This window comes from Gordonia amicalis NBRC 100051 = JCM 11271 (assembly GCF_000332995.1).
In the GTDB taxonomy this organism is placed as follows: Bacteria; Actinomycetota; Actinomycetes; order Mycobacteriales; family Mycobacteriaceae; genus Gordonia; species Gordonia amicalis.
In genome coordinates this window covers 17241-41281 of record NZ_BANS01000050.1, presented here as the reverse complement: position 1 = coordinate 41281, position 24041 = coordinate 17241, and the positions used below count along the sequence as shown (strand labels likewise).

The following is a 24041-nucleotide window of genomic DNA, read 5'->3' as shown; positions in this document are numbered from 1 at the left end:
TCTGTGAGTCGGAGGCTCACACCACCCGCTTCAGTTCCCCGGGCACCGCGTCGTTGTCCGCCGCCAGTGCGAGCACCTCGCCGAATCCGGCGACCAGGCAGTCGGCGAAGAGTTCCTGATCCGTCACCGCGGCACCGTCGGAGTTGATTCCGAGGCAGGCGGTTCCGTTGTGAGTGATCATGGTGGCCATCATGGCGCAGCCCGGGAGCGGGCCGAACGGGAACATGCGCTCGACCTTCGCCCCGGCGACGTAGGTGTCCCAGGGGATTCCGGGGACGTTGCTGGCCTGCAGGTCGTTCTGGCTCGTCGTGCCGCTGAAGCGCATGAGAACCGTGCCGGGTAGCCATGCCATCACCGATCCGAGGGTGTTGAAGATGTCGACCGCCGGTTCATGACGGGCCTGTCGTACCTGCTCGCGGATGGTGAGCACGCGCTCGAAGGGGTCCGCGATGCCGACCGGACCGGCCAGGCGGCCCACCGCGATCCGGTTTCCGCCCGCGGGATCTTCGGGACGCCGCACCGAGATGGGAATCGCCACCGGCATCGTGTCGACAGGTGAACCCATCTTCTCGTGGTAGAGCCGGAACCCGCCGATGAGCCCGGCGAGGTAGACGTCGTTGACCGACGAGCGGGCAGCGGTCGCGGCCGCCTTCAAGTCCGGAAACGGCACCTCGAAGGCGCTGAACCGCCACGACAGACTGCGGTGAGCCAACAGCGGTGATCCGGGCGGGCTCACCAGACCGGCGACCCTGGGGACCGAACGGCCATAGCGCAGAGCGGTACTCAGCGCCTGACGCGGGTTCGCCAGCGCGCGTACGCCGCGGAAGGTGGTGTCGATGCGATGCGGGACCCGTCGGACCTCCTCGGCGATCTGCCGTTGGAGCAGATCGAGCGGCGTGATGTTCACCGGGTCGGGACTCGGGGGCTGTGGCTTCTTCGGATTGTGTTCACGCGTCGGCGAATGCAGTTGTGCCAGGCCGATGATCGCGCCCAGACCGTCGGTGAGTGCATGGTGTGCCTTCAGGAAGTACGCGGCCCGGCCGTCGGGCAAACCCTCGATCAGCGTGCCCTCCCACGGCGGACGGGCGGCGTCGAGTGCGGTCATCGCGAGCTGTTCGCAGGTGGTCAGCAGTTCCCGCATGCTGCCGTCGCCGCCCAGCCGGATCCGGCGCAGGTGGTAGTGCAGGTCGAAGTCGGGATCGACCGCCCAACTGGGTGTTCCGGTGCCGAACGGGGAGTCGACGACCCGCTGACGGAAGCGCGGAGCCATCCGACTCGCCCACTCGTGGGCGGCGACCAGGCGATCCCAGTCCGGGTCGCAGTCGTAGATCTCCAGCATGCAGATCGTGCCGCGCATACGACGGTCGGTGTCACCGCGCCACATGATGGTGTCCACCGAACTCATGTGGGGGTCGCTTGCCCAGTCGAGGGGCCGGTCCATGCCCTCGGCCAGATCGGGGTCGTCGCTCATCGGTCTTCCTCCGGTTGTCTGCGCAGCGACTCCACCGCGTCGTCGACGAACGACTCCAGTGGCCAGTCGGCGAGTGCCGTGACATACATCTGCCGCACCTCCTCGGCGCGGGTGCCGATCTCGTCGGCGGTCCACTCGCTGGTGTCGACGGGTGGCAGGACCATCACCTCGACGGTCCCCGGTCTGATGAGTTGCGCACCGCGCCACATCAATTCACCAGTGTTGCGCAACACCACCGGGACGATCGGCACGCCGGCCTGCATGGCGATGTGGAACGGACCCTTCTTGAATCCCCCGATCCGCGGGGTCGGTGACCGGGTGCCCTCCGGCGCGACGATCAGCGACATGCCGTCATCACGCAGCGCCTTCACGGCCGGTGCCAGTTGTTCGATGGCCTTGCCCCGGTTGGTGCGATCGATGAAGACGAGTCCCGCCTGGCGCAGGATCTCGCCGAGGACCGGTACCCGCTGCACCTCCTTCTTGGCCACGCCGGTCGCATCCGACCGGACCAGGTTGATCATGACCGGGAGGTCCAGCTTCGACTGGTGATTGAACAGGAAGACGCACGGCCGGTCCGAGAACAGGTATTCGCCACCGTCGAGCACCTGGACATGAACGCCGGCCAACGACAATCCGACGTCGTTACCGGTGGGGAGCGCTTTGACGAGGGCGTGCGGATCGCGGCGTACCACACCCGCGGCCGCGCCCACGGCGGCCGCGCCGACGAACGACGCGTAGAACGCACCGGTCCGGGCCAGCATCCCCAAGCGGTTGTACGTGGGGTTCTTCAGATCGATGATCGGCCAACCGCGGGACTCCGCCTCCGCGCGCAGGATTCGGCGCGGCGATACGGCCGCCGGATTTCCCACGGACTCGAGGTAGGGGATGTCTTCGTTGCCGTCGCTGTAGGCAAAGGACGCGTCGAGATCGATGCCGTTCGCGCGCGCCAACTCTCGGACAGCCGCCGCCTTACCCGGTCCCCACAGCGGACGTCCCTTGACGTTTCCGGTGACCACGCCGTCGACGACCTCCACGTCGGTGGCGAGCGCGAAGTCCGCCCCGATCTCGCGGGCGATCGGTTCGATCTGGAATCGCGTGGCCGACGACGCGATCACGATGGTGTGCCCCATCTCCCGATGGGCACGCAGGATCTGCCACATCTGGGGACGTAGCTTGGCCGCGGTCTCGTACTTGAAGAGGTGCTCGCCGAAGGCGGTCAGCTCCGCATATGTCTTACCCGCGAACGTCGGTCTCGTGGCCGCGAGAACCTCGGCGTAGTCCTGCTCCGACACGACGCCGCGCAGACCGATCAACAGGAAGTCGGCGAGTTCCCCGAACCCGAACTCCATACTGCGCAGCCGCGCCCGCATTATCGCGGCGGCGGAGAAACCTTCGATCAGCGTGCCGTCGTAGTCGAAGAGCGCGGCCACCTTCGTGCCCGTCGGCGCGGAACGGATCGCCCGCATGCGATCGGTGAAGGCGCTCATTGCTCCTCCTCCTGCACGCCGACCGGCTGTAGGTCCTCGATCGCCGCGATACGTGCCAGTCGATCCCGCATCAGTTCGACCTCGTCGAGCCAGTCCTGGCGAGCGGCCCGCAGATCCACGACCTCCTCACCGTGGATCAGACCGCGGTTGTCGGCGAGGCGGTAGGCCCCGTCGTAGAGATCCTTGGACACCGAGTCCTTGCTACGAAGAACGGCTTGCAGTGCGAGTTGCCGTCCGAGACCCAGGCAGTCGGCGATCAGGGCATCCTTCTCCTCGGCGGTGTTGCCCAGCTCCACCAGCTTGGTCGCGACCACCAGCTGGGCGTCGAAGAACGGTTGCAGCGTGCGCCGCGCGAGAAGTGCTCCGGTGTGACCGTGCAGCACCTCGTAGGTCCATTCCTGGCTGGGGGTGACCGCACGCCAGCCGGGAGCCAGGAGATCGAGTTCGATGCCGAGGCGATGGAGGAACTCGGTCTTGGGCGGGAAGAAGAACTCGAACTTGAGGAGATCCCGGATGCGGAGGGCCTCGCGCTGGGCCGCGGTCAGAAGATTCTCATCCGGAGCCGGCGGGGACCCGACATGGTTGCTACGGATCGGCGTGCTCCCGGCCTTCACCTCGCCCTCGGCCAGCGCGAGCAACCCCATCTCGACGATCGCGCGGTCGACGAAATGGTGCAGCGCGCCGTTGCGGTAGTAGGCGGCGACGGCCCGATTCTCGGGAACCACCGACCAGACCTGTTCGGAACCACCGTCGTAACAGGTCACCACGCCGTTCCCGGCCAGCACTCGCAGAGTTCGGACGAGCCCGACGCCGCGGCACAGCGCGGGATCGGGGCCGGGTAGTCCGCGACGTTCGATGTAGTCGAGCAGGGGAGCGAGCACGGCTTCGATCTCGGGCAATGTGTACGCACGGTCCTGTGCGCCGAGCGCCGCGAAGCCGACCAGGGAGGTCGCCGTGATCGGCGTGGCCGCGTTGATCTCGTCCATGACGCGGAAGGCGACCTTCTCCAGACGTGCGGGCCCTTCACCCGCTTCGTCCAGCGCCTCCCGCAGCGAGATCGGTGTGCCGAAACGGACTCGCGCGTCGCCGAGGTAGCTGCGCTGCGCCTTGGCATAGCGCAGCAGCCAGCCGACGCCCTCGGGTTTCTTGACCCCGCCCGCGTCCTCGGCGGCGATCGCGCCGACCTCCTGCAGCTGGTCGTAGACAATCGACGTCGGCACGATCGACACATCGACGTCGTCGAGCTGGCCCACCGCGTCGACGACGTAGTTCAGGAGCCCGAGCATCGGCTTGCGCAGCTTTCCCGTTCGGCTGCGACCACCCTCGATGTACCACTCCAGGTTGAACCGCTTCTCGATGATGTAGGCCAGATAGGACCGCATCGCGAACTTGTAGACCGGGTCCGAACCGAACTTGCGGCGGATGAAGATCATCCCCGCGCGACGGGCGATCGGGCCCACCGGCCAGAACGACAAGTTGTTGCCCCCGAGTACGAGATTCGGTGGAAAGTCGTTGTTACGCAGAACCTTCGCCAGCACCAATGGGTCGACGTAGGAACGGTGAGAGGGCAGGAAGATCAGGCCGGTCGACTTGTTCAGCGTCCGTAGCGAGTTCAGGGTGTCGACGTCGACCGTGACATTCCACGCGAGTTCGTGGAGCCTGTTGAACGTCGCGGAGAAGATGTCGTCCATCAGCCTGCTCTGGGTGGCGACGAAACCCGAGAGCTTGTCGATTGCCTCGGAGACCACCGCATCGGTCGGTCGGCCCAGTTCGGCGGCGAGCTTGGCCGCCCCGCTCTGGAACCGCGCCGAGCTGCTGATCTGTTCGGCCACCAGCCGGGGGACCTTGTACCGGTCGCCGACGATCTGACGTTCCGCCCGTTCGGCCGACACCGACGCCTGGAGTCGGACGAACTGGTCGAAAGGCTCGCCCTCGGCCTGCTCGCGAGCCTGCCGTTCGCGAAGTTCGGCGATGGTGGCCGGTTCCCCCGCCACCACGCGCAGGGCGTCCGGGCGGCGCCTGCGGATGATGGGCTGCATGAGTCCGAGGGGGCGTCGGGGATTCGACAGCACCAGCACGTCGCCGAGCGTGACCCGCCGCTCACCCTGGCGGGCCGCGGGCAGCCAGACCGGCCGGACGGGTACGAGCAGCGTGCTGGGCGAGAGTGCATCGAAGTCGACGTCGGCACCTTGACGGATCTCGGCATCCGGGTAGGCCTTCGCCGCCCAATCGGTGACCGCTCGCATCTCGCACGACGTGCGGGCCTTCGTCAGGACCAGAACGGGATCGGACATCTGCATCACCCTCACGTCTCATCGTCGACACCGCGCCGGTTTGCTTCATGCCCCGGTGTCTCGCACGTCCCGTCGTCCCCATAGGGGGATAGCCGCCGGGCGAACCCGGCCGCATACCTCATTGTGACGTGGCTTACATCGGGCGGTGCGGGTTTCGGCGACCGCGGCAGGCGGCGGCAGCGGTGGCGACGGGGTCGCGCCGCCCGTCGCCGGCACGGTTAGGCTGTTCACGTTGCCTGGGGGAGGGAAACATGGGGATTCGGTTTCGCGCGTTGTTGGCGTTGGGGGCGTCGACAGCGCTGGTCGCAGCGCCCGCTGCCGTGGCGGATGCCGCGGTGCTCACCGTGAGGTCGGGGATGGCGGTCAGCATCGACGACTCCCTGGTCACAGCGAACAGCTGCACTCTCGGCGCGGTGATCTCTCGCACGAAGGCGCTGACCGCGGGCCACTGTGGGGATGTCGGTAGGCCGGTGTACGACCAAAAGGGCCACCGGATCGGGACGATCACCGCCAATCGCATCGCGCGACAACTCGACATCGCGGTGATCCGCCTGGCGCCGCGTGTGTCCGCCCGGATCGACACGGTGGACTGGGATGCGAAGTTCCACCGTGGCCAACTGGTCTGGAAGTCGGGGATCACCACGGGCTACGGCACGGGCAAGGTCACCGACCCGGCCGAGGTGCTGCGCACTTCGCACGGCGTCTCACTCACGCCGCCGTTCCTGACGAGCCACGATTCGTATTCGATTCAGACGAGTCTTCGGTCGGAGTCGGGAGACAGCGGTGCGGGTGTTCGGAACAGCCGTGGGCAGGTTGTCGGAATACTGTCGTCCGCAACCATCGAGGGAACCGTCGTGGTCCCCGTGTCACGGTTGCCGCGAGCGCTCCGCTGACGAGACCATCTGTCCAACCGGAGATGGACTCCTGGAACCCGAAACGACGAAGCGCCCGTTCGAAAGATCGGATTTTGGCCTGCGTCGACTCCGAACCGGCGTAGAATTCCCCCATCCGCATCGAGATCCACTCCGACAGTTGATGTTTCAGATCCCTTCAGGGTCGATCGGGTTCTCGTCGAGGAGGTGTGATCGGAAATGCCGGCGAGAACAGGCAGGCGCCTGGCCATCGGGCCGTCACGACGGCCCTGTTCGCGGCAGCGTCTCTGTTCGCCGGATCCGGTGCGCAGGCGAGCCCGCGGTCTGGCGGAGAGTGCGCGCCGCTCGGGAAGAACATCGGCTACACGGCCAGCTTCGCCGACGACACTGTGGTCAAGCTCGATCTCGACACGAATACGGTGATCGAGACGATCGAGGGATTCAGCCGTCCCTGGGGGCTCGAGCTGACCCGAGACGGGTCGCTGCTGTACGTGAATTCGGTGGCGCAGGCGAGCAAGCCCTCGCAGTACGAAGTCGATGTCGTGGACACGTGCACCGACAAGATCATCAAGCGGATCCCGACGATAGGCCCCGGATACATCCAGGTCTCGCCGGACCGTTCACGGCTCTTCGTGCCGAATCTGCTCTGGACCGGCCTTCAGGTGGTCGACACCGACACCGCGGAGGTCATCCGGCGATATACGACACTGCCGTTCACCCAGGCCGGCGTCAGCAACGATCAGAAGACGATGTGGCTGCAGTCGTTGCCGAACTTCATCTACACCATCGACATGCGTACCGGCCGCCGCAACGGCCCGGCCTTCGATCGTGAGGGGATTCTGCCGCTGCAGATGACGATGGCGCCCGATGGATCGGTCCTCGCCGTCGCCGACTTCGGCGACCGGGTGTCGATCATCGACACGAAGCCGGGCAGCCCCACCTATCGGACGGTCACGCAGGTGTATCGGACGGGTCGGCAGTCGCAGCCGGGCATCTCGGCATTCAGCCCCGACGGACGTTATCTGTGGGTGGGCGGCTACAGCGGCCAGGTGTCGGTGCTCGACCTGAAGAACCGCACGATGACCTGCTGGAACCTGCAATCGAACGCCTTCGGCACCACCGTGTCCGAAGACGGGAGGCGCGTCTACCTCACCGCCACACCCAACGGCACGGTGCGCAACGGCACCGGATTCGGCGTCCTCACGGCGGCGTATTTCGGTCTCGCACGAAACCTCGGTGGCGTGATCCACATCTATGACGCGCAGAATGTCTACGACCGCCCGTTCGCCAAGACACCCACCTGCTCGGCTGCGGTCCGCAGTGACGGCCCCGAGCTGGGTGGTATCCGGGTGGGCAACATGCCGATCGCGGTGGCCACGCTGGACAGTGCCGCTCATCTGGGCGGGTGATGGCGACCGCCGACCGAGACGGGGCCACGTGACGCGTCGCGGACCGGCGAACACCGTCAACGGCCCGAACACGACGAAGCGCCCCATCCGACCGGAGTCCGATGAGGCGCTTCGTGAAGTCAGGTGTGCTTAGAGCGCGCTGACGTTGGTTGCCTGGGGGCCCTTGGCTCCCTGCTCGACGTCGAATTCGACGCGCTGGTTCTCTTCGAGGTTGCGGAAGCCGCTACCTGTGATCGAGGAGTAGTGGACGAAGACATCTGCGCCCTGATCGTCGGGTGCGATGAAGCCGAAGCCCTTTTCGCCGTTGAACCACTTGACGGTTCCCTGTGCCATACTGCTGTACTTCTTTCTTCAGTTCAGCAGCCACCAAAACTGATGACCGCTCGACAAGTGTGGCACAGAAAATGTGTCCTGGGAAACGGTGGGTGCGAATTTCCACAAAACAGGTGCACAATGGCGGTTTTGCGGGTCGTGTCAGTCCGTCCGCTTCTGCAAACGGATGACGACCGCCTTGGAGACGGGGGTGTTCGAGTCGACGGCGACGTGGTCGAGAGGCACGAGCGGATTCGTCTCCGGGTAGTGGGCGGCCACATTGCCGACCGGCGTGGGGTAGGGCACGAGCAGGGAGTTGTCGGCCCGGCGTTCCTCTACGGACCCGTCGGGTCGCGTCCACTCGGAGATCAGGTCGACGCGCTCGCCCTCGGTGAATCCGAGTGTGGAGATGTCGTCGGCGTTGATGAAGAGCACGCGCCGTCCACCGTCCACGCCCCGATACCTGTCGGACAGCCCGTAGATCGTGGTGTTGTACTGGTCGTGGCTGCGCATGGTCTGAAGGACGAGTCGTCCTTCGGGGACCGGTACCCACTGCAGCTCGTTCACCACGAACTGCGCTTTGCCGCTTGCGGTTTCGAACCGGCGCTCATCACAGGGCGGGTGCGGGAGGACGAACCCGTCGGGTTGCCGTACCCGAGTGTTGAAGTCCTCGAAGCCCGGGATCACCCGGGCGATCGAATCGCGGATCGTGTCGTAGTCATCGCGGAAGGTGTCCCACGGCACGCTGTGGTCGTCGCCGAAGAGTGCACGGGCCAGGTCGCACACGATCGAGACCTCGCTGCGCAGGTGTTCACTCGCGGGTTTCAGGCCACCCCGCGACAGATGGACCACCGACATCGAATCCTCGACGGTGACCAGCTGGCGCTGCCCGTTCTGCACGTCTCGGTCCGTGCGGCCCAGCGACGGCAGGATGAGCGCGGTGCGCCCGGTGACGAGATGAGATCGGTTGAGCTTCGTCGAGATCTGGACGGTCAACGCGCAGTTACGGAGTGCGGCCTCGGTGACCGCGGTGTCCGGGGTGGCTGCGACGAAGTTGCCGCCCATGGCGATGAACACCCCGGCGCGCCCGTCTCGCATGGCCCGGATCGAGTCGACGGCGTCGAGTCCGTGATGGCGGGGTGAGCGGATGCCGAACTCGGTGTCGAGCGCATCGAGGAAGGCGTCCGGCATCTTCTCCCAGATACCCATCGTCCGGTCGCCCTGCACGTTGGAGTGCCCGCGCACGGGACACACGCCGGCTCCCGGTCTGCCGATCATGCCGCGCATCAACAGGAGTGCGACCGCGTCGGAAATCGTTGCCACGCCATGGGTCTGCTGCGTGAGTCCCATCGCCCAGCAGATGATCGTGCGTTCGGATGCGATGAGCGCCTCGGCGGTGCGGGTCAACTGATCCATGGACAGGCCGGTTGCTTCGAGGACGGAGTCGAGGTCGACCGTGCGGATGTGGTCGGCGTACTAGGCCCAGCCGTGGCAGGAGTTCGCCAGGAACTCCTGGTCCAGAACGGTTCCCGGAGCGCGGTCGTCGGCCTCCACGACGAGTCTGGCGAGTCCCTGGAACAACGCCTGGTCGCCACCGATGCGGATCTGGAGGAAGTCGTCGGCGATGGCGACGCCCTTGCCGAGGACTCCGTGGACCTGCTGTGGGTCCTTGAACCGCATCAGACCCGCCTCGGGGAGGGGGTTGATGGCGATCACGCGGGCGCCGTTGGCCTTCGCCTTCTCGAGGGTGGACAGCATGCGGGGATGGTTGGTGCCCGGGTTCTGTCCGGCGATGAGGATCAGGTCGGCGGCTTCGAGGTCGGGCACGGTGACCGACCCCTTGCCGATGCCGATGGTCTGGCCCAGTGCGGCGCCGGAGGATTCATGGCACATGTTCGAGCAGTCCGGCATGTTGTTGGTGCCGAAGGCGCGGATCATCAGCTGGTAGACGAACGCGGCCTCGTTGCTGGTCCGGCCCGAGGTGTAGAAGACGGCTTCGTCCGGGGAGGACAGCGCGCGCATCTCCGCGGCGATCAGGTCGAACGCGGCCTTCCACTCGATCGGCTCGTAATGATCGCTGCCCGGCATCAGGGCCATCGGATGGGTCAGACGACCCTGCTGTCCCAGCCAGTAGTCGCTCTTGCCGAGCAGTTCCGAGACGGGGTGTGCGGCGAAGAACGCGGGGTCGACGACTCGTCGGGTGGCCTCTTCCGCGACCGCCTTGGCGCCGTTCTCGCAGAACTCGGCGTGCTTGCGATGACCGGGTGTCTCCGGCCAGGCGCATCCGGGGCAGTCGAATCCCTTGCGCTGGTTCAGCTGCGCGAAGGCCTTCGCGGTCCGGACGACACCCATCTGTTCGACGCCGCGCCGCAACGACACCATGACTCCGGGGACACCGGCGGCATAGGCCTTCTCCGGTGAGACCACGACCCCGTTCTCGTCGAAGTCCTCAGCACCGCGTCGCATCGATTCTCGTTCCTCTCGAGGTGTCGGTGGACCAGAGCCGTCGGGTCATGTGGTGGGCCGCAGTCGGTTCGGGTCGAGTGGCAGGCCGTGCCACACGGCGAAGGATACCGCCGCCGCCGGACGAGACGGTGCATTGGGCCGCGTCGACGACCCACCGAGTGATGACTGCCGGCCTCATCACGACGACCACGAAACGGACCGCGCCGCGCCTCGCGCCGAGGTGCACAGCAGGCAACCCGACTCGACCTCGACCACACCCGGCCGTTCGGCCATGGCAACCCCGACGCGGCGGCCGCACCCTCGTTCTGACCCCGATCGAACAGAAACCGCCACGCACCTGGGTCGTCGATCCGTCATCGCAGACCGAGCAGCTCAAGGCTTGCTCAGCAGGTCAGAGGATGTGCAGGAATATCCCCGGTCCAGGCGTGCCTTGAACTGAACACGGTCGCGCGTCCCTCGGGCTCGGTTGCGCCATCATCGGCGACCCGGTGCCGAGGCACGCCCCAACGAAAGGACAGATCGCGCATGACAGTCCCGAACATCACACTCAACAACGGCATCACCATCCCGCAGTTGGGCTTCGGCGTCTTCCAGGTTCCGCCGGAGGACACGCGGGCAGCAACGCTGACGGCCTTCGAGGTCGGCTACCGCCACATCGACACCGCCGAGATGTACGGCAACGAGAAGGGCGTCGGTGAAGCACTGCGCGATTCCGGACTCGCCCGTGACGAAGTCTTCATCACCAGCAAGCTCAACAACGGATTCCACGACTTCGACGACGCGCTCAAGGCGCTCGACAAGACGAACGCCGATCTCGGGATCGACCAGGTGGATCTGTTCCTGATCCACTGGCCGCTGCCGGAGGTGGGCGACTACGTCCAGACGTGGAAGGCCCTGGAGAAGGCCTACGCCGACGGCAAGGCCCGTGCCATCGGCGTCTCGAACTTCCAGCAGGCGCACCTGCAGCGTCTGTTCGACGAGGCCGACGTGGTCCCTGCGGTGAACCAGATCGAGGTGCATCCGTATCTGTCGCAGAACCCGTTGCGGGTCTTCAACTTCGAGCACGGCATCGCAACCGAGGCGTGGTCGCCGATCGCGCAGGGCAAGGTCGTCGACGACCCGGTCATCGCGAAGATCGCGGAGGCCAAGGGACGTTCGGCCGCCCAGGTCACGTTGCGGTGGCACATCCAGCGCGGCGACATCGTCTTCCCCAAGTCGGTGACGCGCTCCCGCGTCGAGGAGAACTTCGCACTCTTCGACTTCGAGCTGTCCGACGACGAGGTCTCGGCCATCGACGCCCTCAACGCCGATGCCCGTATCGGTCCCGATCCGGATACGTTCAACTACGTGCCGGAGTGACCGGCCGATCAGGGAACCCGGAGCGATGCCCGCAGCTGGCCGAAGCGGAACAGCGCGGGTTCCCCGACCGCCGACTGGTATCGGTCGACCACGGCGGCGACGAACGCATCGATCTCCGTGTCGGGTAATCGGCTGGTCCAGTCGGAGGCGCCCACCGCGAACCAGTCACGAAAATCGTCGACCGAATCGAATTGCCAGGACAGGTCTTTCACCGGCAGGTCGTCGACGGTGAAGCCGGCCGCCTCGGCGAGGTGGCCGAAATGGGCCGGTTCGACGTGAACGTACGGTGCGCGGAATCCGTCGAATGCGGGGGCCCAACGCGAATCGGTCGCGACCTGCATCGCCACGTCCTCGATGCTCGGGGGCGCTCGGTCGCGCAGACCATCTGCAGCACCGCGCGTCCGCCGCCGACGAGACTCCTCCCGATCTGTCGCAGCGCCTCCCCCTGATCGTGGACCCAGTGGAGGGCGTTGAAGGAGACCACGATGTCGAAGTCGTGGTCGAACGGCAGCGCCAGCACGTCGTCGACGTGGAACTGGACGCGCAGCATGTCGAACGGCACCCGGGCCAGGGCACGCTCGATCATCCGGTGCGAGGCGTCGACCCCGACCACCGAGCCGTCGGGCAATCGTTCGGCCAGCAGCATCGTGATGAAGCCGTCCCCACATCCGACGTCGAGGAGTCGCTCGCTCGTCACCTGCAAGCGCGAGGCCGGTGATCGCCTCCTCGGCCACCATCCGCTGCAGGCCGCTCACCTCCGCGTACCGTTCACCGTCCCAGTCGACCATCGCATCTCCCGTCGTCGAGCATCGGCGTCAATGGTCCACCGCCGACCGCGCCGAGACATGGCATTCGCCACATCCGTGTGCTCCTGCGTGCAGGTTTCCATCCCGCGCGACCGCTTCCCAGCCGCTGATCGGATCCGATCAGCGCGAAGGAGACACGCCGGCGGGAAGAACGCCGGCGACCGTGTCCGCGATCTCGCGATAACGGTCGTACACCTCAGGAGTGGCTGGAGCGGTGAGGGTTTCGCGCGGCATGTCCCGTTCGGGCAGCTCGCCGGTCAGGGCCCAGGCCGCCTGACGCGCAGCGCCGAGCGCCACGTGCTCACCCTCAGTGGGGACCTCGACCTCGCCGCCGAAGAGCGCCGGCGCGATGGTCCGTACCGCAGCCGATTTCGCGCCACCACCGGTGAGCAGGACGCGGTCGACGTGGACTCCTTGCTCCTCGATCTTCTCCCGGCAATACACCAGGGACGAGATCAGCCCCTCGGTCGCGGCGCGGGCGATCGACGCGGAGGTGAAGTTGCCGGCCGTGATGCCCGTCAGGGTCCCGCTGGCTTCCGGGAGGTTGGGGGAGCGCTCGCCCGCGAACCATGGCACCATCGTCAGCCCTCCGGCGCCCGGTTCTGCCGAGATCGCCAGTCGCGCGAACTCGTCGAAGTCCACGCCGAGCATCTTCGCGGTCGACGCCAGCACCGGCGCCCCGTTGAGCGTGCAGACCGGCGGCAGGTGCCGGCCGGTCGCGTCGGCGAAACCGGCGACCAGACCGGCAGGGTCGCTGGGCGCGGTGTCCGAGACGGCGCAGACGACGCCCGACGTCCCCAGAGACACCACCGCATCTCCCCCTCGGGCATGGAGTCCGAGGGCTGCGGCGGCGTTGTCACCGGCGCCCGCGCCGACGACCACGCCGGAGGGAGTGGTTCCCGCCCGGTCGCCCGGTCCGACGACGCCCGGCAGAGCCGGACGACGGCCATGGAAAGCCAACTCCAGCAGATCTTTGCGATACTCGCCGGATGCCGCGTCGAAGTATCCGGTTCCCGACGCGTCGCTGCGATCGGTGGTCAGCCGGGCGATGTCGGTACAGCCACGAAGACGCCACGTGAGCCAATCGTGCGGAAGGCACACGGCGGCCGTGGCATCGGCGTTCTCGGGCTCGTTGTCGGCGAGCCAGCGGAGTTTGGCCGCGGTGATCGCGGCGACGGGGACGACGCCCACCGCCTCCGCCCACGCTGCCGGGCCGTCGAGGTCGTCAACGAGGTCGGTGGCGCTGGACGACGATCGAATATCATTCCACAGCAGGGCATCCCGTACCACCTGTCCGGAGCTGTCCAGGCACACCATCCCGTGCTGCTGTCCCGCAACCGCCACCGCGGACACGTCGTCGAATCCGCCGGCCGCGGAAACGGCCGCGCACAGTGCCTCCCACCAATGATCGGGGTGCACCTCGGTTCCGGGCGGGTGCGGTGCACTCGCCGTGCGGATGACCGCACCGGTTTCGGCGTCGCAGATGACGACCTTGCACGACTGGGTGGACGAATCGATCCCGGCGACCAGGGTCATGAGAGCAGTTCGGTGAGTGTGGCGCGGGCACCCTTGGTGCGCAGGGATTCCAGCGCGGACAGATAGGGCGTCGTGAACAGTTCCTCGTCGGCGAGGGTGCCGAAGAGGTCACGGTCGGCGACGAACGCCAACGGGTCGGTGCGCGATCGCTTGGCCCGCGGAACGAGCTCCGCAGCAAGGGGATCGACGACGTCGATCGGTGCACCCTGTTCGTCGACGCCCTCGGCGTACCGGGTCCAGCTCGCGACGACCGCCGCTGCCAGTTCGCTGCGCTGGCCGGCCGCCAGGCGCTCCCGGATCACCGGCAGCAACCACTTCGGGATCCGATCCGATGAGTCTTGGCACAGCCGGGCGATCGTGTCGGCGATCGCCGGGTTGGCGAAGCGCTCGAGCAGGGTGTCGATGTAGGCCTCGACGTCGACGCCGGGCAGTTCCTGCAGGGTCGTCTTGCCCTCTTCGGTCATATAGCGGCGCAGCAGGTTACGGATGTCGTCGTCCGACGCGGCGTCGTGGACGTAGCGGTAGCCGAGTAGATGACCGAAGTAGCAGAGCGCCTGGTGTCCGGCGTTGAGCAACCGCAGTTTCATCAGCTCGTAGGGAGTGACGTCGTCGACGACCTGCACCCCCACCGTCTCGAGGGCGGGGCGTCCCATCGAGAAGTCGTCTTCAAGGACCCATTGGGTGAAGGGTTCGGCGACCACCGGCCACGCGTCGACGATCCCGGTACGTGTGGCGACCTCGGCGGCGAGACCGGAAGGTGTTGCGGGAGTGATGCGGTCGACCATCGAGTTGGGGAAGCAGGTGTTGAGCTCGATCCAACCGGCGAGATCCTGATCGCGGAGCCGTGCATACGCGAGGAACGTCGACCGTGCCATGTGCCCGTTGCCCTGGATGTTGTCGCAGGACATCACGGTGAACGAGGGGACACCACGTTCGCGACGCCGGGCGAGTGCCTCGGTGACGAGACCGAACACCGTGCGCGGAGGTGCTGAACCTTCGAGGTCAGCGACGATGTCAGGGTTCGTGGCGTCGAACTCGCCGGTCGAGGGGGAGAAGTTGTACCCACCCTCGGTGACGGTCAGTGACACGATCCGGGTCGACGGATCGCTGAGGCGTTCCAGAACCTTCTCGGGATCGTCGGGGGCGTAAAGGTATTCGACGATCGAGCCGATCACCGACGTCTGGATGTCACCGTGTGGATGTTTCAGTGTGAGCGTGAACAGGCCGTCCTGCGGGACGAGTGCATCGCGCATGGCGGCATCCGCCGGACGGACCCCGACACCACAGATTCCCCACACCGCGGCAGCGGGATCAGATGCCAGCAGTCGGTCGAGGTACATGGCCTGGTGGGCACGGTGGAAAGCGCCGACACCGAAGTGCACGATGCCCGGGGTGACAGCCGGGCGGTCGTACGCAGGGACCTCGGCGTTCTGGATCCGGGTCAGCGTGTCGGCCTTCAGCGGGATGCTCATCGGCGAGCCTCTCCTGTCTGTACAGATCCGGGGTGGGCGGATCCGGGATGATCGATGTTCTGCCACTGCGAGATACCGGGATAGACGACGGCCTTGATGTTCCCGGGCCGGAGGTCGGCGTTGAGTGCGTCGGTCAGTTCGTCGAGGCCGAACCGTGCGGTGACCATGGCGTCGAGGTCCACCGCGCCGGTGCGGACGAGTGCCAGGGCGGTCGGCCAGGTGTTGGAGTACCGGAAGACGCCGGTCACGACGAGCTCGCGGTTCTGGATGAGCGTCACGGGTAGTTCCATCGTGTCGGAGCCCATCCCGACGAGGACGACGTGTCCGGCGGGGCGTACCCGGGCCATGCCGTCACGAACGGCTGCCCCGACACCGCTCGCGTCGACGAAGGCGTCGACCGGGTCGATGTCCTCACCGGGTGCGATCGCGTCGGTCGCACCGAACTCCGTCGCCCGCGCACGGCGCTGCTCGTCGGGTTCGCTCACCACGATGCGTGCCAGGCCCGATGCCCGCGCGACCTGGGCGATCAGCAACCCGATGGGCCCGGCGCCGGCGATGAGGACGGAGTCACCGGCCGCGACGTCCGCCTTGCGCAGTGCGGCGATTCCCACGGAGAGCGGCTCGAACAGTGCCGCGGCCTCGTCGGAGACCTCCGGCGGAACCGGGTGTGCGAAGTCGGCTCCGATGGTGACGTATTCGGCGAAGGCGCCGTCGATCGGCGGCGTTGCGTAGAACTCCATATGCGGGCACAGGTGATAGTCCCCGCGCTTTGTCTCGGCGGTCCTCGGGTCGGGTCGTTGCGGCTCGATCGACACGCGTTCGCCGATCCGGCCAGGGCTGACACCGTCGCCCACCGCCACGATCACGCCGGATGCCTCATGGCCGAGAACGAGCGGGTCGCGCACGACGTGGTCCCCGATGCGTCCATGTCTCAGGTAGTGGGTGTCGGAGCCGCAGACGCCGACCGCCCGCACTGCCACGAGCACGTCCCCGGGCGCCGGATGCGGCGACCGGCGGGTCTCGGTGCCGACCGACAGATCCGGGTGGAGAACGCCGGCCCGCATCACCTCGTTGGTGCCCGGGACGTTCGTATCGGTTGTTGCGTGGGTCACACATCGGATGCTAGCTTATTGAGCACATTCACCGCCAGTGAGCATCTGCTCACAGAGAACGGGGGTAGGCCACCGATGGCACCTCGCAAGCAGGCGGCCGACACCGCCGACGACCAGCAGGGTTCGTCGGGGCGTTCTGTCGGCCCACGCGGCAACGACACCGGCCAGGACCTGCGGCTTCTGGTCCGCGCCGCCACGATGTACCACCTCGAAGGCCTCACCCAGGCCGAGATCGCCGCCCGGCTGGGTGTCTCCCGACCCACCGCCGGCCGCCTCGTCGCCCGGGCGCGGGCGCAAGGGTTGGTCCACGTCTCCGTGTCGGCACCGGCACATCTGTCGTCGTCGATCCACACCGAGCTCGAGCGTGCGGTCGAGGAAACGTTCGGTCTCGACGAGGTTCTGGTCATCGACGAGGTCGCCGACGGATCTACCACCGGAAACGCCGCACTGGGCCGGGCCGGCGCCTCGGTGCTGACCCGACGCATCCAGGCCACCGACACCTTCGGCTTCACCTGGGGACCCGAGCAGGTCGCGGTTGCCGACGCCATGGGCGCGTCGGCATCATGCCAGCGAGTCGTACAGATGGACGGTTCGATGACCTCGGTGGAGTACCACACGGGTGTCGACCACGCGCTGTCGCGATTCTCCGAACGCCTCCACGCCCGGCCCCTGCGGCTGGTCGCGCCGCTCTACGTCGATCCAGAGACCGTCACCGCGGTGAACCGTGATTCGATTCTGTCGCAGTCGCTCTCGGCCGCACGGGGTGCGCAGGTCATGCTTTTCGGGGTCGGGTCCGTGTCGACCTCGACGACCCTCTTCGAAGGGTCCTTCATCGACGCGATCGTGCTCGACGAACTCGTCGAGTTGGGCGCGGTCGGCGAGATCGGCGGCCGCTTCTATGACGCGAACGGAGATGCGGTGGCATCCAGCCTCGTCGACCGGACTGTCTCGGTCCCCCTCGACGCGGTCCGGGCGTGCCCTACCTCGATCCTCGTCTCCGGCGGCGAGCACCGGCAGGAATCCATCCTCGGCGCTCTCCGCGGTGGTTACACCACCATCCTGGTCACCGACGTCGCGACGGCGGAATGGCTTGTCTCGAAAGAGAAAGGTGAACAATGAAGTTCTCCCGACCCCGAATGCTCGGCGCTCTCCTGGCGACCGCGGCCCTGGTGATGACCGGCTGCTCCGGCGCCGGCTCACTCACCGGCGGAGGCGGGCGCGAGATCACCGTTGCGATGGTCTCCAACTCCCAGATGCAGGACGCGGTCGCGCTGTCCGACCAGTTCGAAGAGCAGAACCCCGGTGTCACGGTGAAGTTCGTGACGCTCTCGGAGAACGAGGCCCGCGCGAAGATCACCGCGTCGGTCGCCACCGGCGGCGGCGAGTTCGACGTCGTGATGATCAGCAATTACGAGACCCCGATGTGGGGTGAGTACGGGTGGCTGGTCAACCTCAGTCCCTATATGGACGCCGATCCCGAGTACGACGCCGACGACTTCATCCCGACGCTGAAAACCGCACTGTCACATGACGGATCGATGTACTCGGCACCGTTCTACGGCGAATCGTCCTTCCTGATGTACAACAAGAAGCTCTTCGCCGAGGCCGGCGTCTCACTCCCGGCGAATCCCACCTGGCCCGAGGTGGCGGAGGCCGCGAAGAAGCTCGACAACGACCGCACCGCGGGCATCTGCCTGCGCGGCAAGCCCGGCTGGGGTGAGGTGCTCGCACCGCTCAACACCGTCATCAACGCCTTCGGTGGCCGCTGGTACGACGAGGAGTGGAACGCCCAGCTCGACAGCCCGGAAGTCGAAGCGGCGGTGCAGTTCTATGTCGACACCGTCCGCAACCACGGAGAAGCCGGCGCGTCGTCGTCGGGCTTCCAGGAATGCGGAAACCTGCTCTCTCAGGGGCAGGTGGCGATGTGGTACGACGCCACGTCGGCGGTGTCGGTACTCGAGAGCCCGGAGACCTCGTCGATCGCCGGCGACGTCGGCTACCTCCCGGCGCCGAGTATGGCGAAGCAGGACAACGGCTGGCTCTACACCTGGTCGCTCGGCATCCCGTCGAGCAGCAAGCATCCCGACGAGGCGTGGTCGTTCATCCGCTGGATGACCAGCAAGAGCTACATCGAGTACGTGTCGGACAAGCTCGGTCCGAGCCACGTCCCGCCGGGTAGTCGACTATCGACCTATGAACTACCCGCGTACAAGGAGCTCGCGAAACCGTTCGCCGAGCAGACCCTGACCGCGATGCAGGCGGCGAATCAGCTGAAGCCGACGCTGGAGCCGGTGCCCTACACCGGAGTGCAGTTCCTCGCGATTCCCGAGTTCCAGGACCTCGGTACCCGTGTCAGCCAACAGATCTCGGCGGCGATCGCCGGACAGATCAGCGTCCGGGACGCGTTGGCGCAGTCCCAGGAGTACGCCGCGGTCGTCGGCAAGTCCTACCAGAGGGAGCAGTGATCATGGCCACCGCAGTCTCCACGCGCTCGCCCGAGGAATCCTCGCCCGAGCGGACACCCCTGACGTCGTCACGCGACCGGATCTCGCGGGCGGAGGGTTGGCGCCGACGCGGCCCGCTGCTGCCGGCTTTGATCTTCATGATCGTGGTCACGCAGATCCCGTTCGTGTTCACCCTGTACTACTCCACCCAGTCGTGGAACCTCGTCCGGCCGGACTCCCGGGCATTCGTCGGCCTCGACAACTACGTCGCGGTCTTCGGCGACAGCCAGTTCTGGCGGGTCACCGTCAACACGATCCTGCTGATCGTCGGCACCGTGCTCATCTCGGTGATCCTCGGGTTGATCTTCGCGCTGCTCCTCGACCGGAAGTTCCTGGGGCGCGGCGTCGTTCGGACGTTGCTGATCACTCCGTTCCTGGTGACCCCGGTGGCGGCGGCACTGCTGTGGAAGACCAGCCTGGTGTCGCCGACCAACGGACTGGTCAACTGGGTGCTGAGCCCGTTCGGCATCAAGACCGACTGGCTCTCCGAGTTCCCGCTTATGAGCGTCATGGCCGAACTGGTCTGGCAGTGGACGCCGTTCATGATGCTGCTCATCCTCGCCGGACTGCAGTCGATGCCCCGCGACATCCAGGAGGCCGCCCGCGTCGACGGCGCAACGAGCTTCCGACTGTTCCGCGAGCTGACGCTGCCGCACCTGCGACGGTTCATCGAGCTGGGTGCCGTGCTCGGCGCGATCTACCTGGTCAACACCTTCGACGCGGTGTACATGATGACCTCGGGTGGTCCGGGTGTCTCGAGCTCCAACCTCTCGTATTACATCTACCAGCGCGCCTTCCTCGGCTTCGACATCGGTCAGGCGGCGGCGATGGGTGTCGTGACGGTGATCGGCACGATCGTGGTCGCCTCACTCGCACTGCGTCTGATCTTCAAGTCATTCACCGGAACAGAGGAGCCGGCCTGATGAGCACCGACATCCGTCCCGACCGCACCGCGGCGGGACACGCAGAGAAACAGCCCGGCAACGAGATCCGGCGCCGCCGCAATCCGCGACAGGGTCTGCTGACCGCGGTCACCTGGATCATCGCCATCGGATTCTTCTTCCCGGTCCTGTGGATGGTGATGACCGCCTTCAAACAGGAGAGCGACGCCGCGACCAACCCGCCGACGTTCTTCTTCGAGCCCACCCTGCAACAGTTCCGCGACGTCTTCGACGCGGGAATCGCGACACCACTGCTCAATTCGCTGTTCGCGACGATCGTGTCGACGATCCTGGTCCTGCTGCTCGGCGTACCCGCCGCCTTCGCCCTGTCGTTGCGGCCGGTGCGGAAGACCAAGGACGCCTTGTTCTTCTTCATCAGCACCAAGATGCTGCCGATCGTCGCGGCGATCATCCCGCTGTACGTGATCGTCGGCGAGATCGGCATGCTCGACAACATCTGGACGCTGGTGATCCTCTACACCGCAATGAATCTGCCGATCGCGGTGTGGATGATGCGGTCGTTCTTCCTGGAGGTCCCCGGCGAACTGCTCGAGGCAGCCAGCATCGACGGCGCAAGCCTGTGGACGTCGGTGCGTGAGGTCATCCTCCCGCTGATCTCCCCTGGGATCGCCGCCACAGCACTGATCTGCGTGATCTTCTCGTGGAACGAATTCTTCTTCGCCGTCAACATGACCGCGGTCAACGCGCAGACGATGCCGGTGTTCCTGACCGGCTTCATGTCCGGACAGGGCCTCTACTGGGCGCAGCTGTCCGCGGCGTCCGTCCTGGCCGCACTGCCGGTCGTCATCTGCGGCTGGATCGCCCAGAACAAACTCGTCCGCGGGCTCTCGTTCGGCGCGATCAAGTGATGCAGCAGTCGCGTAGGGCGTCACCTGTCCCGGCTCGGCGCGATCAAGTGACCACCGCCCACGCCCACCGACTCGAAAACCTCTGAGAGAACCGGAGAACATCATGGCTTCCATCACCTACGACAAGGCCTGCTGCGTCTACCCGGGCGCGGACAAGCTGGCCGTCGACTCGCTCGACCTCGACATCGACGACGAGTTCGTCGTCCTCGTCGGACCGTCGGGTTCCGGCAAGTCCACCGCGCTGCGGATGCTCGCCGGTCTGGAGGAGATCGACTCCGGGCAGATCCGGATCGGTGGCGACAACATGGTCGGCGTCGCACCCAAGGACCGCGACATCGCCATGGTCTTCCAGAACTATGCGCTCTACCCGAACAAGACCGTCGGCGAGAACATGGGTTTCGCGCTCAAGATGCGCGGCGTGCCCACCGAGGAACGCAAGCGCAAGGTCGCCGAGGCCGCCAAGCTGCTCGACCTCACCGACTTCCTCGACCGCAAGCCGGCCAAGCTGTCGGGCGGTCAGCGGCAGCGCGTGGCCATGGGGCGAGCCATCGTCCGTGAGCCGCAGGTGTTCTGCATGGACGAGCCACTGTCCAATCTCGACGCCAAGCTGCGCGTCCAGACCCGCACCCAGATCGCGGCGCTGCAGCGTCGTCTCGGCACGACGACGGTCTACGTCACCCACGACCAGGTCGAGGCCATGACCATGGGTGACCGGGTCGCGGTCCTCAAGAACGGTCAGCTGCAGCAGTTCTCGACCCCGACCGACCTCTACGACAAGCCTGTCAACGCCTTCGTCGCCGGGTTCATCGGCTCGCCCGGAATGAACCTCTTCACCGCACCGGTCGTCGACGGTGCCATCACCGTCTCCGGTGGCACGGTGGACATCGACGCGGAATCCGAGGCGGCACTGCGTCGGTCCGGTCTGGAATCGGTGATCGTCGGCATCCGCCCCGAACACCTCGCGCTCGCCGACGGCACCGGGATCGACGCCGAGGTGGCGCTGCTCGAGGAACTCGGCAGCGAGACCTACATCTACGCCAACCTCGCCGACCAGTCCGTGCGGAATCTGGACGGCGAGCCGATGGTCATGGTCGCGCGGTCCGCCGAGCGCTCACCGGCCAAGCGTGGCGCGGGCATCCGACTGCGTCAGGCCGACAAGGCTGTTCACCTGTTCGACCCGTCGACCGGGGATCGCCTGGTCTGAGTCAGGCCAGTAGCCGCCATAACCCGATCAGACCGACGACGACGATCACCCCGCGAAGTGCTCGGGGTGAGAGGCGTCGTCCATAACGGGCCCCGACCACGCCGCCGAGGAGTGAGCCGACGGCGATGAGTCCGGCCGCCGACCAGTCGATCCGGTCGAAGGCGACCAACGTGTAGGTGACCGCCGCGACGACGTTCACGACCAGGGACAGCAGGTTCTTGGCCGCGTTCATCCGCTGCAGGTGGTCGGGGACGACGACGCCGAGAACCGCCATGAGCATGATCCCCTGGGCGGCGGTGAAGTAGCCGCCGTAGATGCCGACCGCGAACGTCCCGGCCACCATCGCGGCGATGCGGGGAGCGGTCAGGTGGGGCCGACCCGCACCGGTGGGCGAGATCGAACGGTGGCCGACCCACTTCTGAATCCACGGCTGCGCCACCACGAGGATCAGCGCGGCCACCAGGAGAGCCGGAACGATCGCCTCGAACACCGTCTCCGGGAGATGCAGCAGTAACCAGCACCCGACGATCGCGCCGAGGAACGACGCGGGGATCTGCCACCGCAGCTGCGGCCACTGTCCCTCGAGTTCACGCCGATAGCCCCAGGTCCCGGACACGCCGCCGGCGACCAGGCCGATCGCGTTGGAGATGGTCGCACTCACCGGTGGGACGCCGAACGCGACGAGCGTCGGGAACGTGATGAGGGTGCCGCTACCGACGACCGCGTTGATGGCGCCCGCACCGATACCGGCCAGCAGAACGGCGAACAGTTCCCATGTGCTCACGATCTCTGAGGGTGCCCGGTGCGTCGGATGGTGCGGTCACCGGGGCGGTGAAATGCGCCCCCGGAGTGCGCCCGGCCCGGAGCTGCCGGCGACATATCGTCGTCGACGCTGCTGCTGAGGGCGGATTTCAGGGGCGCATTTCAGGTAGGAGCGGTCGGGATCAGTGCGCCGCCGCGTCCTTCTTCTTCCGCTTCGGGATGACGTGCAGGATCGCTACGACGATCGCGCCGACGACCAGTCCGACGAGTGCGGACAGGACCGTTCCGGCCGTCCAGGACAGCACGCCGCCGAAGCCGCCGTGAACGAGGTCGCCGAACCAGTGCTCGATGTGGTGGAGCTGATCCGCGGGCCAGTGGAAGCCGGCCTCGCCGACGTTGACGATGAGGATGTGACCGCCGACCCACAGCATCGCGGCGATCCCGACCACGGTCAGCGTCGACATGATCTTTGGCATCGCGGTGACCAGGCCGCGGCCGACCTTCTGGCTGAACGTCGACTCCCGCTGGGCGAGCGCGAGTCCGATGTCGTCCATCTTCACGATGATCCCGACGACGCCGTAGACGAGCGCGGTGATCAGGAAAGCCACGACGATCAGAACTGCCAAGCGGGTCCAGAACGGTTCGTCCTCGACCGACGACAGGGAGATCACCATGATCTCGGCGGAGAGGATGAGGTCGGTGCGGATGGCGCCGCTGATCATCGTCTTCTCGAACTCCGGGCCACGCTCGGCGGCCACCTCCTCCTCGGCGTGGTGTCCGCCGCCGATCGCCTCGTAGACCTTTTCCGCGCCCTCATAACAGAGGAACAGGCCGCCGGCGATCAGCAGGTAGGGCAACGCCTGCGGGAGGAACTGGCTGAGCAGCATCGCAACCGGAAGGATGACGAGCAGCTTGTTGCGGATGGAACCCACCGCGATCTTGCGGACGATCGGCAACTCACGGTCCGGGGTGAATCCGTGGACGTACCGCGGCGTCACGGCGGTGTCGTCGACCACCACGCCGGCGGCCTTCACGCTCGCCTTGCCGGCCGCCGCCCCGACGTCGTCGAGTGACGCCGCGGCCACCTTGGTGAGAGTCACGATGTCGTCGAGCAATGCGACGAGACCACCGGCCACGGGAACCTCCTGGTCTGAATCCGAGTCAT

17 protein-coding genes and 2 pseudogenes are annotated in these 24041 nt (G+C 66.6%); 8 read left to right on the top strand and 11 right to left on the bottom strand.

All coding sequences use genetic code 11. The annotated features are described in order from the left end of the window. Positions 1 to 16 precede the first annotated feature (16 nt). The 3 genes from GOAMI_RS19915 to GOAMI_RS19905 are packed head-to-tail and all read right to left on the bottom strand — an operon-like array spanning position 17 to position 5258. Positions 17 to 1471: a wax ester/triacylglycerol synthase domain-containing protein gene (locus GOAMI_RS19915; RefSeq protein ID WP_006438391.1), complete on the bottom strand. Its 1455-nt coding sequence runs from the start codon at positions 1469 to 1471 to the stop codon at positions 17 to 19. Then, a complete protein-coding gene (locus GOAMI_RS19910) occupies positions 1468 to 2958 on the bottom strand; it encodes an HAD-IB family hydrolase (RefSeq protein ID WP_006438390.1) in 1491 nt (496 codons plus the stop codon). Before GOAMI_RS19910 ends, GOAMI_RS19915 begins: the two co-directional genes overlap by 4 nt. Beyond that, positions 2955 to 5258 (bottom strand): glycerol-3-phosphate 1-O-acyltransferase, encoded by a 2304-nt coding sequence (locus GOAMI_RS19905; RefSeq protein ID WP_006438389.1) that lies wholly within the window; start codon positions 5256 to 5258, stop codon positions 2955 to 2957. The genes GOAMI_RS19910 and GOAMI_RS19905 overlap by 4 nt, the downstream gene beginning before the upstream one ends. 245 nt (positions 5259 to 5503) lie before the next feature. Here GOAMI_RS19905 and GOAMI_RS19900 point away from each other — a divergent pair, with 245 nt between their 5' ends. Both GOAMI_RS19900 and GOAMI_RS19895 read left to right on the top strand, forming a co-directional pair. After that, entirely contained in the window at positions 5504 to 6145 is a 642-nt protein-coding gene (locus tag GOAMI_RS19900; RefSeq protein ID WP_040005036.1) for a trypsin-like serine protease, read from the top strand. Between the two features lie 188 nt (positions 6146 to 6333). After that, positions 6334 to 7533: a beta-propeller fold lactonase family protein gene (locus tag GOAMI_RS19895; RefSeq protein WP_006438386.1), complete on the top strand. Its 1200-nt coding sequence runs from the start codon at positions 6334 to 6336 to the stop codon at positions 7531 to 7533. Positions 7534 to 7662: 129 nt separating this feature from the next. Here GOAMI_RS19895 and GOAMI_RS19890 read toward each other — a convergent pair whose 3' ends face one another. Both GOAMI_RS19890 and GOAMI_RS19885 read right to left on the bottom strand, forming a co-directional pair. Beyond that, positions 7663 to 7866, bottom strand: coding sequence for a cold-shock protein (locus GOAMI_RS19890; protein WP_004020476.1), 204 nt, complete (start codon positions 7864 to 7866; stop codon positions 7663 to 7665). Between the two features lie 141 nt (positions 7867 to 8007). Beyond that, a pseudogene (locus GOAMI_RS19885) lies at positions 8008 to 10311 on the bottom strand (FdhF/YdeP family oxidoreductase). A 525-nt stretch (positions 10312 to 10836) separates the two neighbouring features. Between GOAMI_RS19885 and GOAMI_RS19880 the strand changes: the two are divergent. Further along, entirely contained in the window at positions 10837 to 11670 is an 834-nt protein-coding gene (locus tag GOAMI_RS19880) for an aldo/keto reductase (RefSeq protein ID WP_006438383.1), read from the top strand. 8 nt (positions 11671 to 11678) lie between these two features. On the opposite strand, the pseudogene GOAMI_RS19875 reads toward GOAMI_RS19880, so the two are convergent. From GOAMI_RS19875 to GOAMI_RS19860, 4 genes and pseudogenes are all read right to left on the bottom strand, one after another. Continuing rightward, positions 11679 to 12458, bottom strand: a pseudogene (locus tag GOAMI_RS19875) (class I SAM-dependent methyltransferase). Positions 12459 to 12596: 138 nt separating this feature from the next. Continuing rightward, positions 12597 to 14012 (bottom strand): xylulokinase, encoded by a 1416-nt coding sequence (locus GOAMI_RS19870; protein ID WP_006438381.1) that lies wholly within the window; start codon positions 14010 to 14012, stop codon positions 12597 to 12599. After that, positions 14009 to 15484, bottom strand: coding sequence for a mannitol dehydrogenase family protein (locus tag GOAMI_RS19865; RefSeq protein ID WP_006438380.1), 1476 nt, complete (start codon positions 15482 to 15484; stop codon positions 14009 to 14011). The genes GOAMI_RS19870 and GOAMI_RS19865 overlap by 4 nt, the downstream gene beginning before the upstream one ends. Continuing rightward, positions 15481 to 16548 carry an NAD(P)-dependent alcohol dehydrogenase gene (locus GOAMI_RS19860; RefSeq protein WP_051995445.1) on the bottom strand — a complete coding sequence of 356 codons (1068 nt, stop codon included), beginning with the start codon at positions 16546 to 16548 and terminating at the stop codon, positions 15481 to 15483. Before GOAMI_RS19860 ends, GOAMI_RS19865 begins: the two co-directional genes overlap by 4 nt. A gap of 123 nt (positions 16549 to 16671) precedes the next feature. Here GOAMI_RS19860 and GOAMI_RS19855 point away from each other — a divergent pair, with 123 nt between their 5' ends. The 5 genes from GOAMI_RS19855 to GOAMI_RS19835 all read left to right on the top strand — a co-directional run bounded on the left by GOAMI_RS19855 (position 16672) and on the right by GOAMI_RS19835 (position 22114). After that, complete coding sequence (locus tag GOAMI_RS19855; protein WP_006438378.1) at positions 16672 to 17715, top strand: sugar-binding transcriptional regulator; 1044 nt, start codon at positions 16672 to 16674, stop codon at positions 17713 to 17715. Further along, entirely contained in the window at positions 17712 to 19061 is a 1350-nt protein-coding gene (locus GOAMI_RS19850) for an ABC transporter substrate-binding protein (RefSeq protein ID WP_006438377.1), read from the top strand. Before GOAMI_RS19855 ends, GOAMI_RS19850 begins: the two co-directional genes overlap by 4 nt. A 2-nt stretch (positions 19062 to 19063) precedes the next feature. Next, positions 19064 to 20023, top strand: coding sequence for a carbohydrate ABC transporter permease (locus tag GOAMI_RS19845; RefSeq protein WP_040005039.1), 960 nt, complete (start codon positions 19064 to 19066; stop codon positions 20021 to 20023). Further along, positions 20023 to 20910: a carbohydrate ABC transporter permease gene (locus GOAMI_RS19840; RefSeq protein ID WP_006438375.1), complete on the top strand. Its 888-nt coding sequence runs from the start codon at positions 20023 to 20025 to the stop codon at positions 20908 to 20910. Before GOAMI_RS19845 ends, GOAMI_RS19840 begins: the two co-directional genes overlap by 1 nt. A gap of 103 nt (positions 20911 to 21013) precedes the next feature. Further along, on the top strand, positions 21014 to 22114 hold the full coding sequence (locus GOAMI_RS19835; RefSeq protein ID WP_006438374.1) for an ABC transporter ATP-binding protein: 1101 nt from the start codon (positions 21014 to 21016) through the stop codon (positions 22112 to 22114). Between the two features lies 1 nt (position 22115). On the opposite strand, the gene GOAMI_RS19830 is transcribed toward GOAMI_RS19835, so the two are convergent. Beyond that, positions 22116 to 22898 (bottom strand): sulfite exporter TauE/SafE family protein, encoded by a 783-nt coding sequence (locus GOAMI_RS19830; protein ID WP_006438373.1) that lies wholly within the window; start codon positions 22896 to 22898, stop codon positions 22116 to 22118. A gap of 160 nt (positions 22899 to 23058) precedes the next feature. Continuing rightward, a complete protein-coding gene (locus GOAMI_RS19825; protein ID WP_006438372.1) occupies positions 23059 to 24012 on the bottom strand; it encodes a DUF808 domain-containing protein in 954 nt (317 codons plus the stop codon). Between the last annotated feature and the right edge of the window lie 29 nt (positions 24013 to 24041).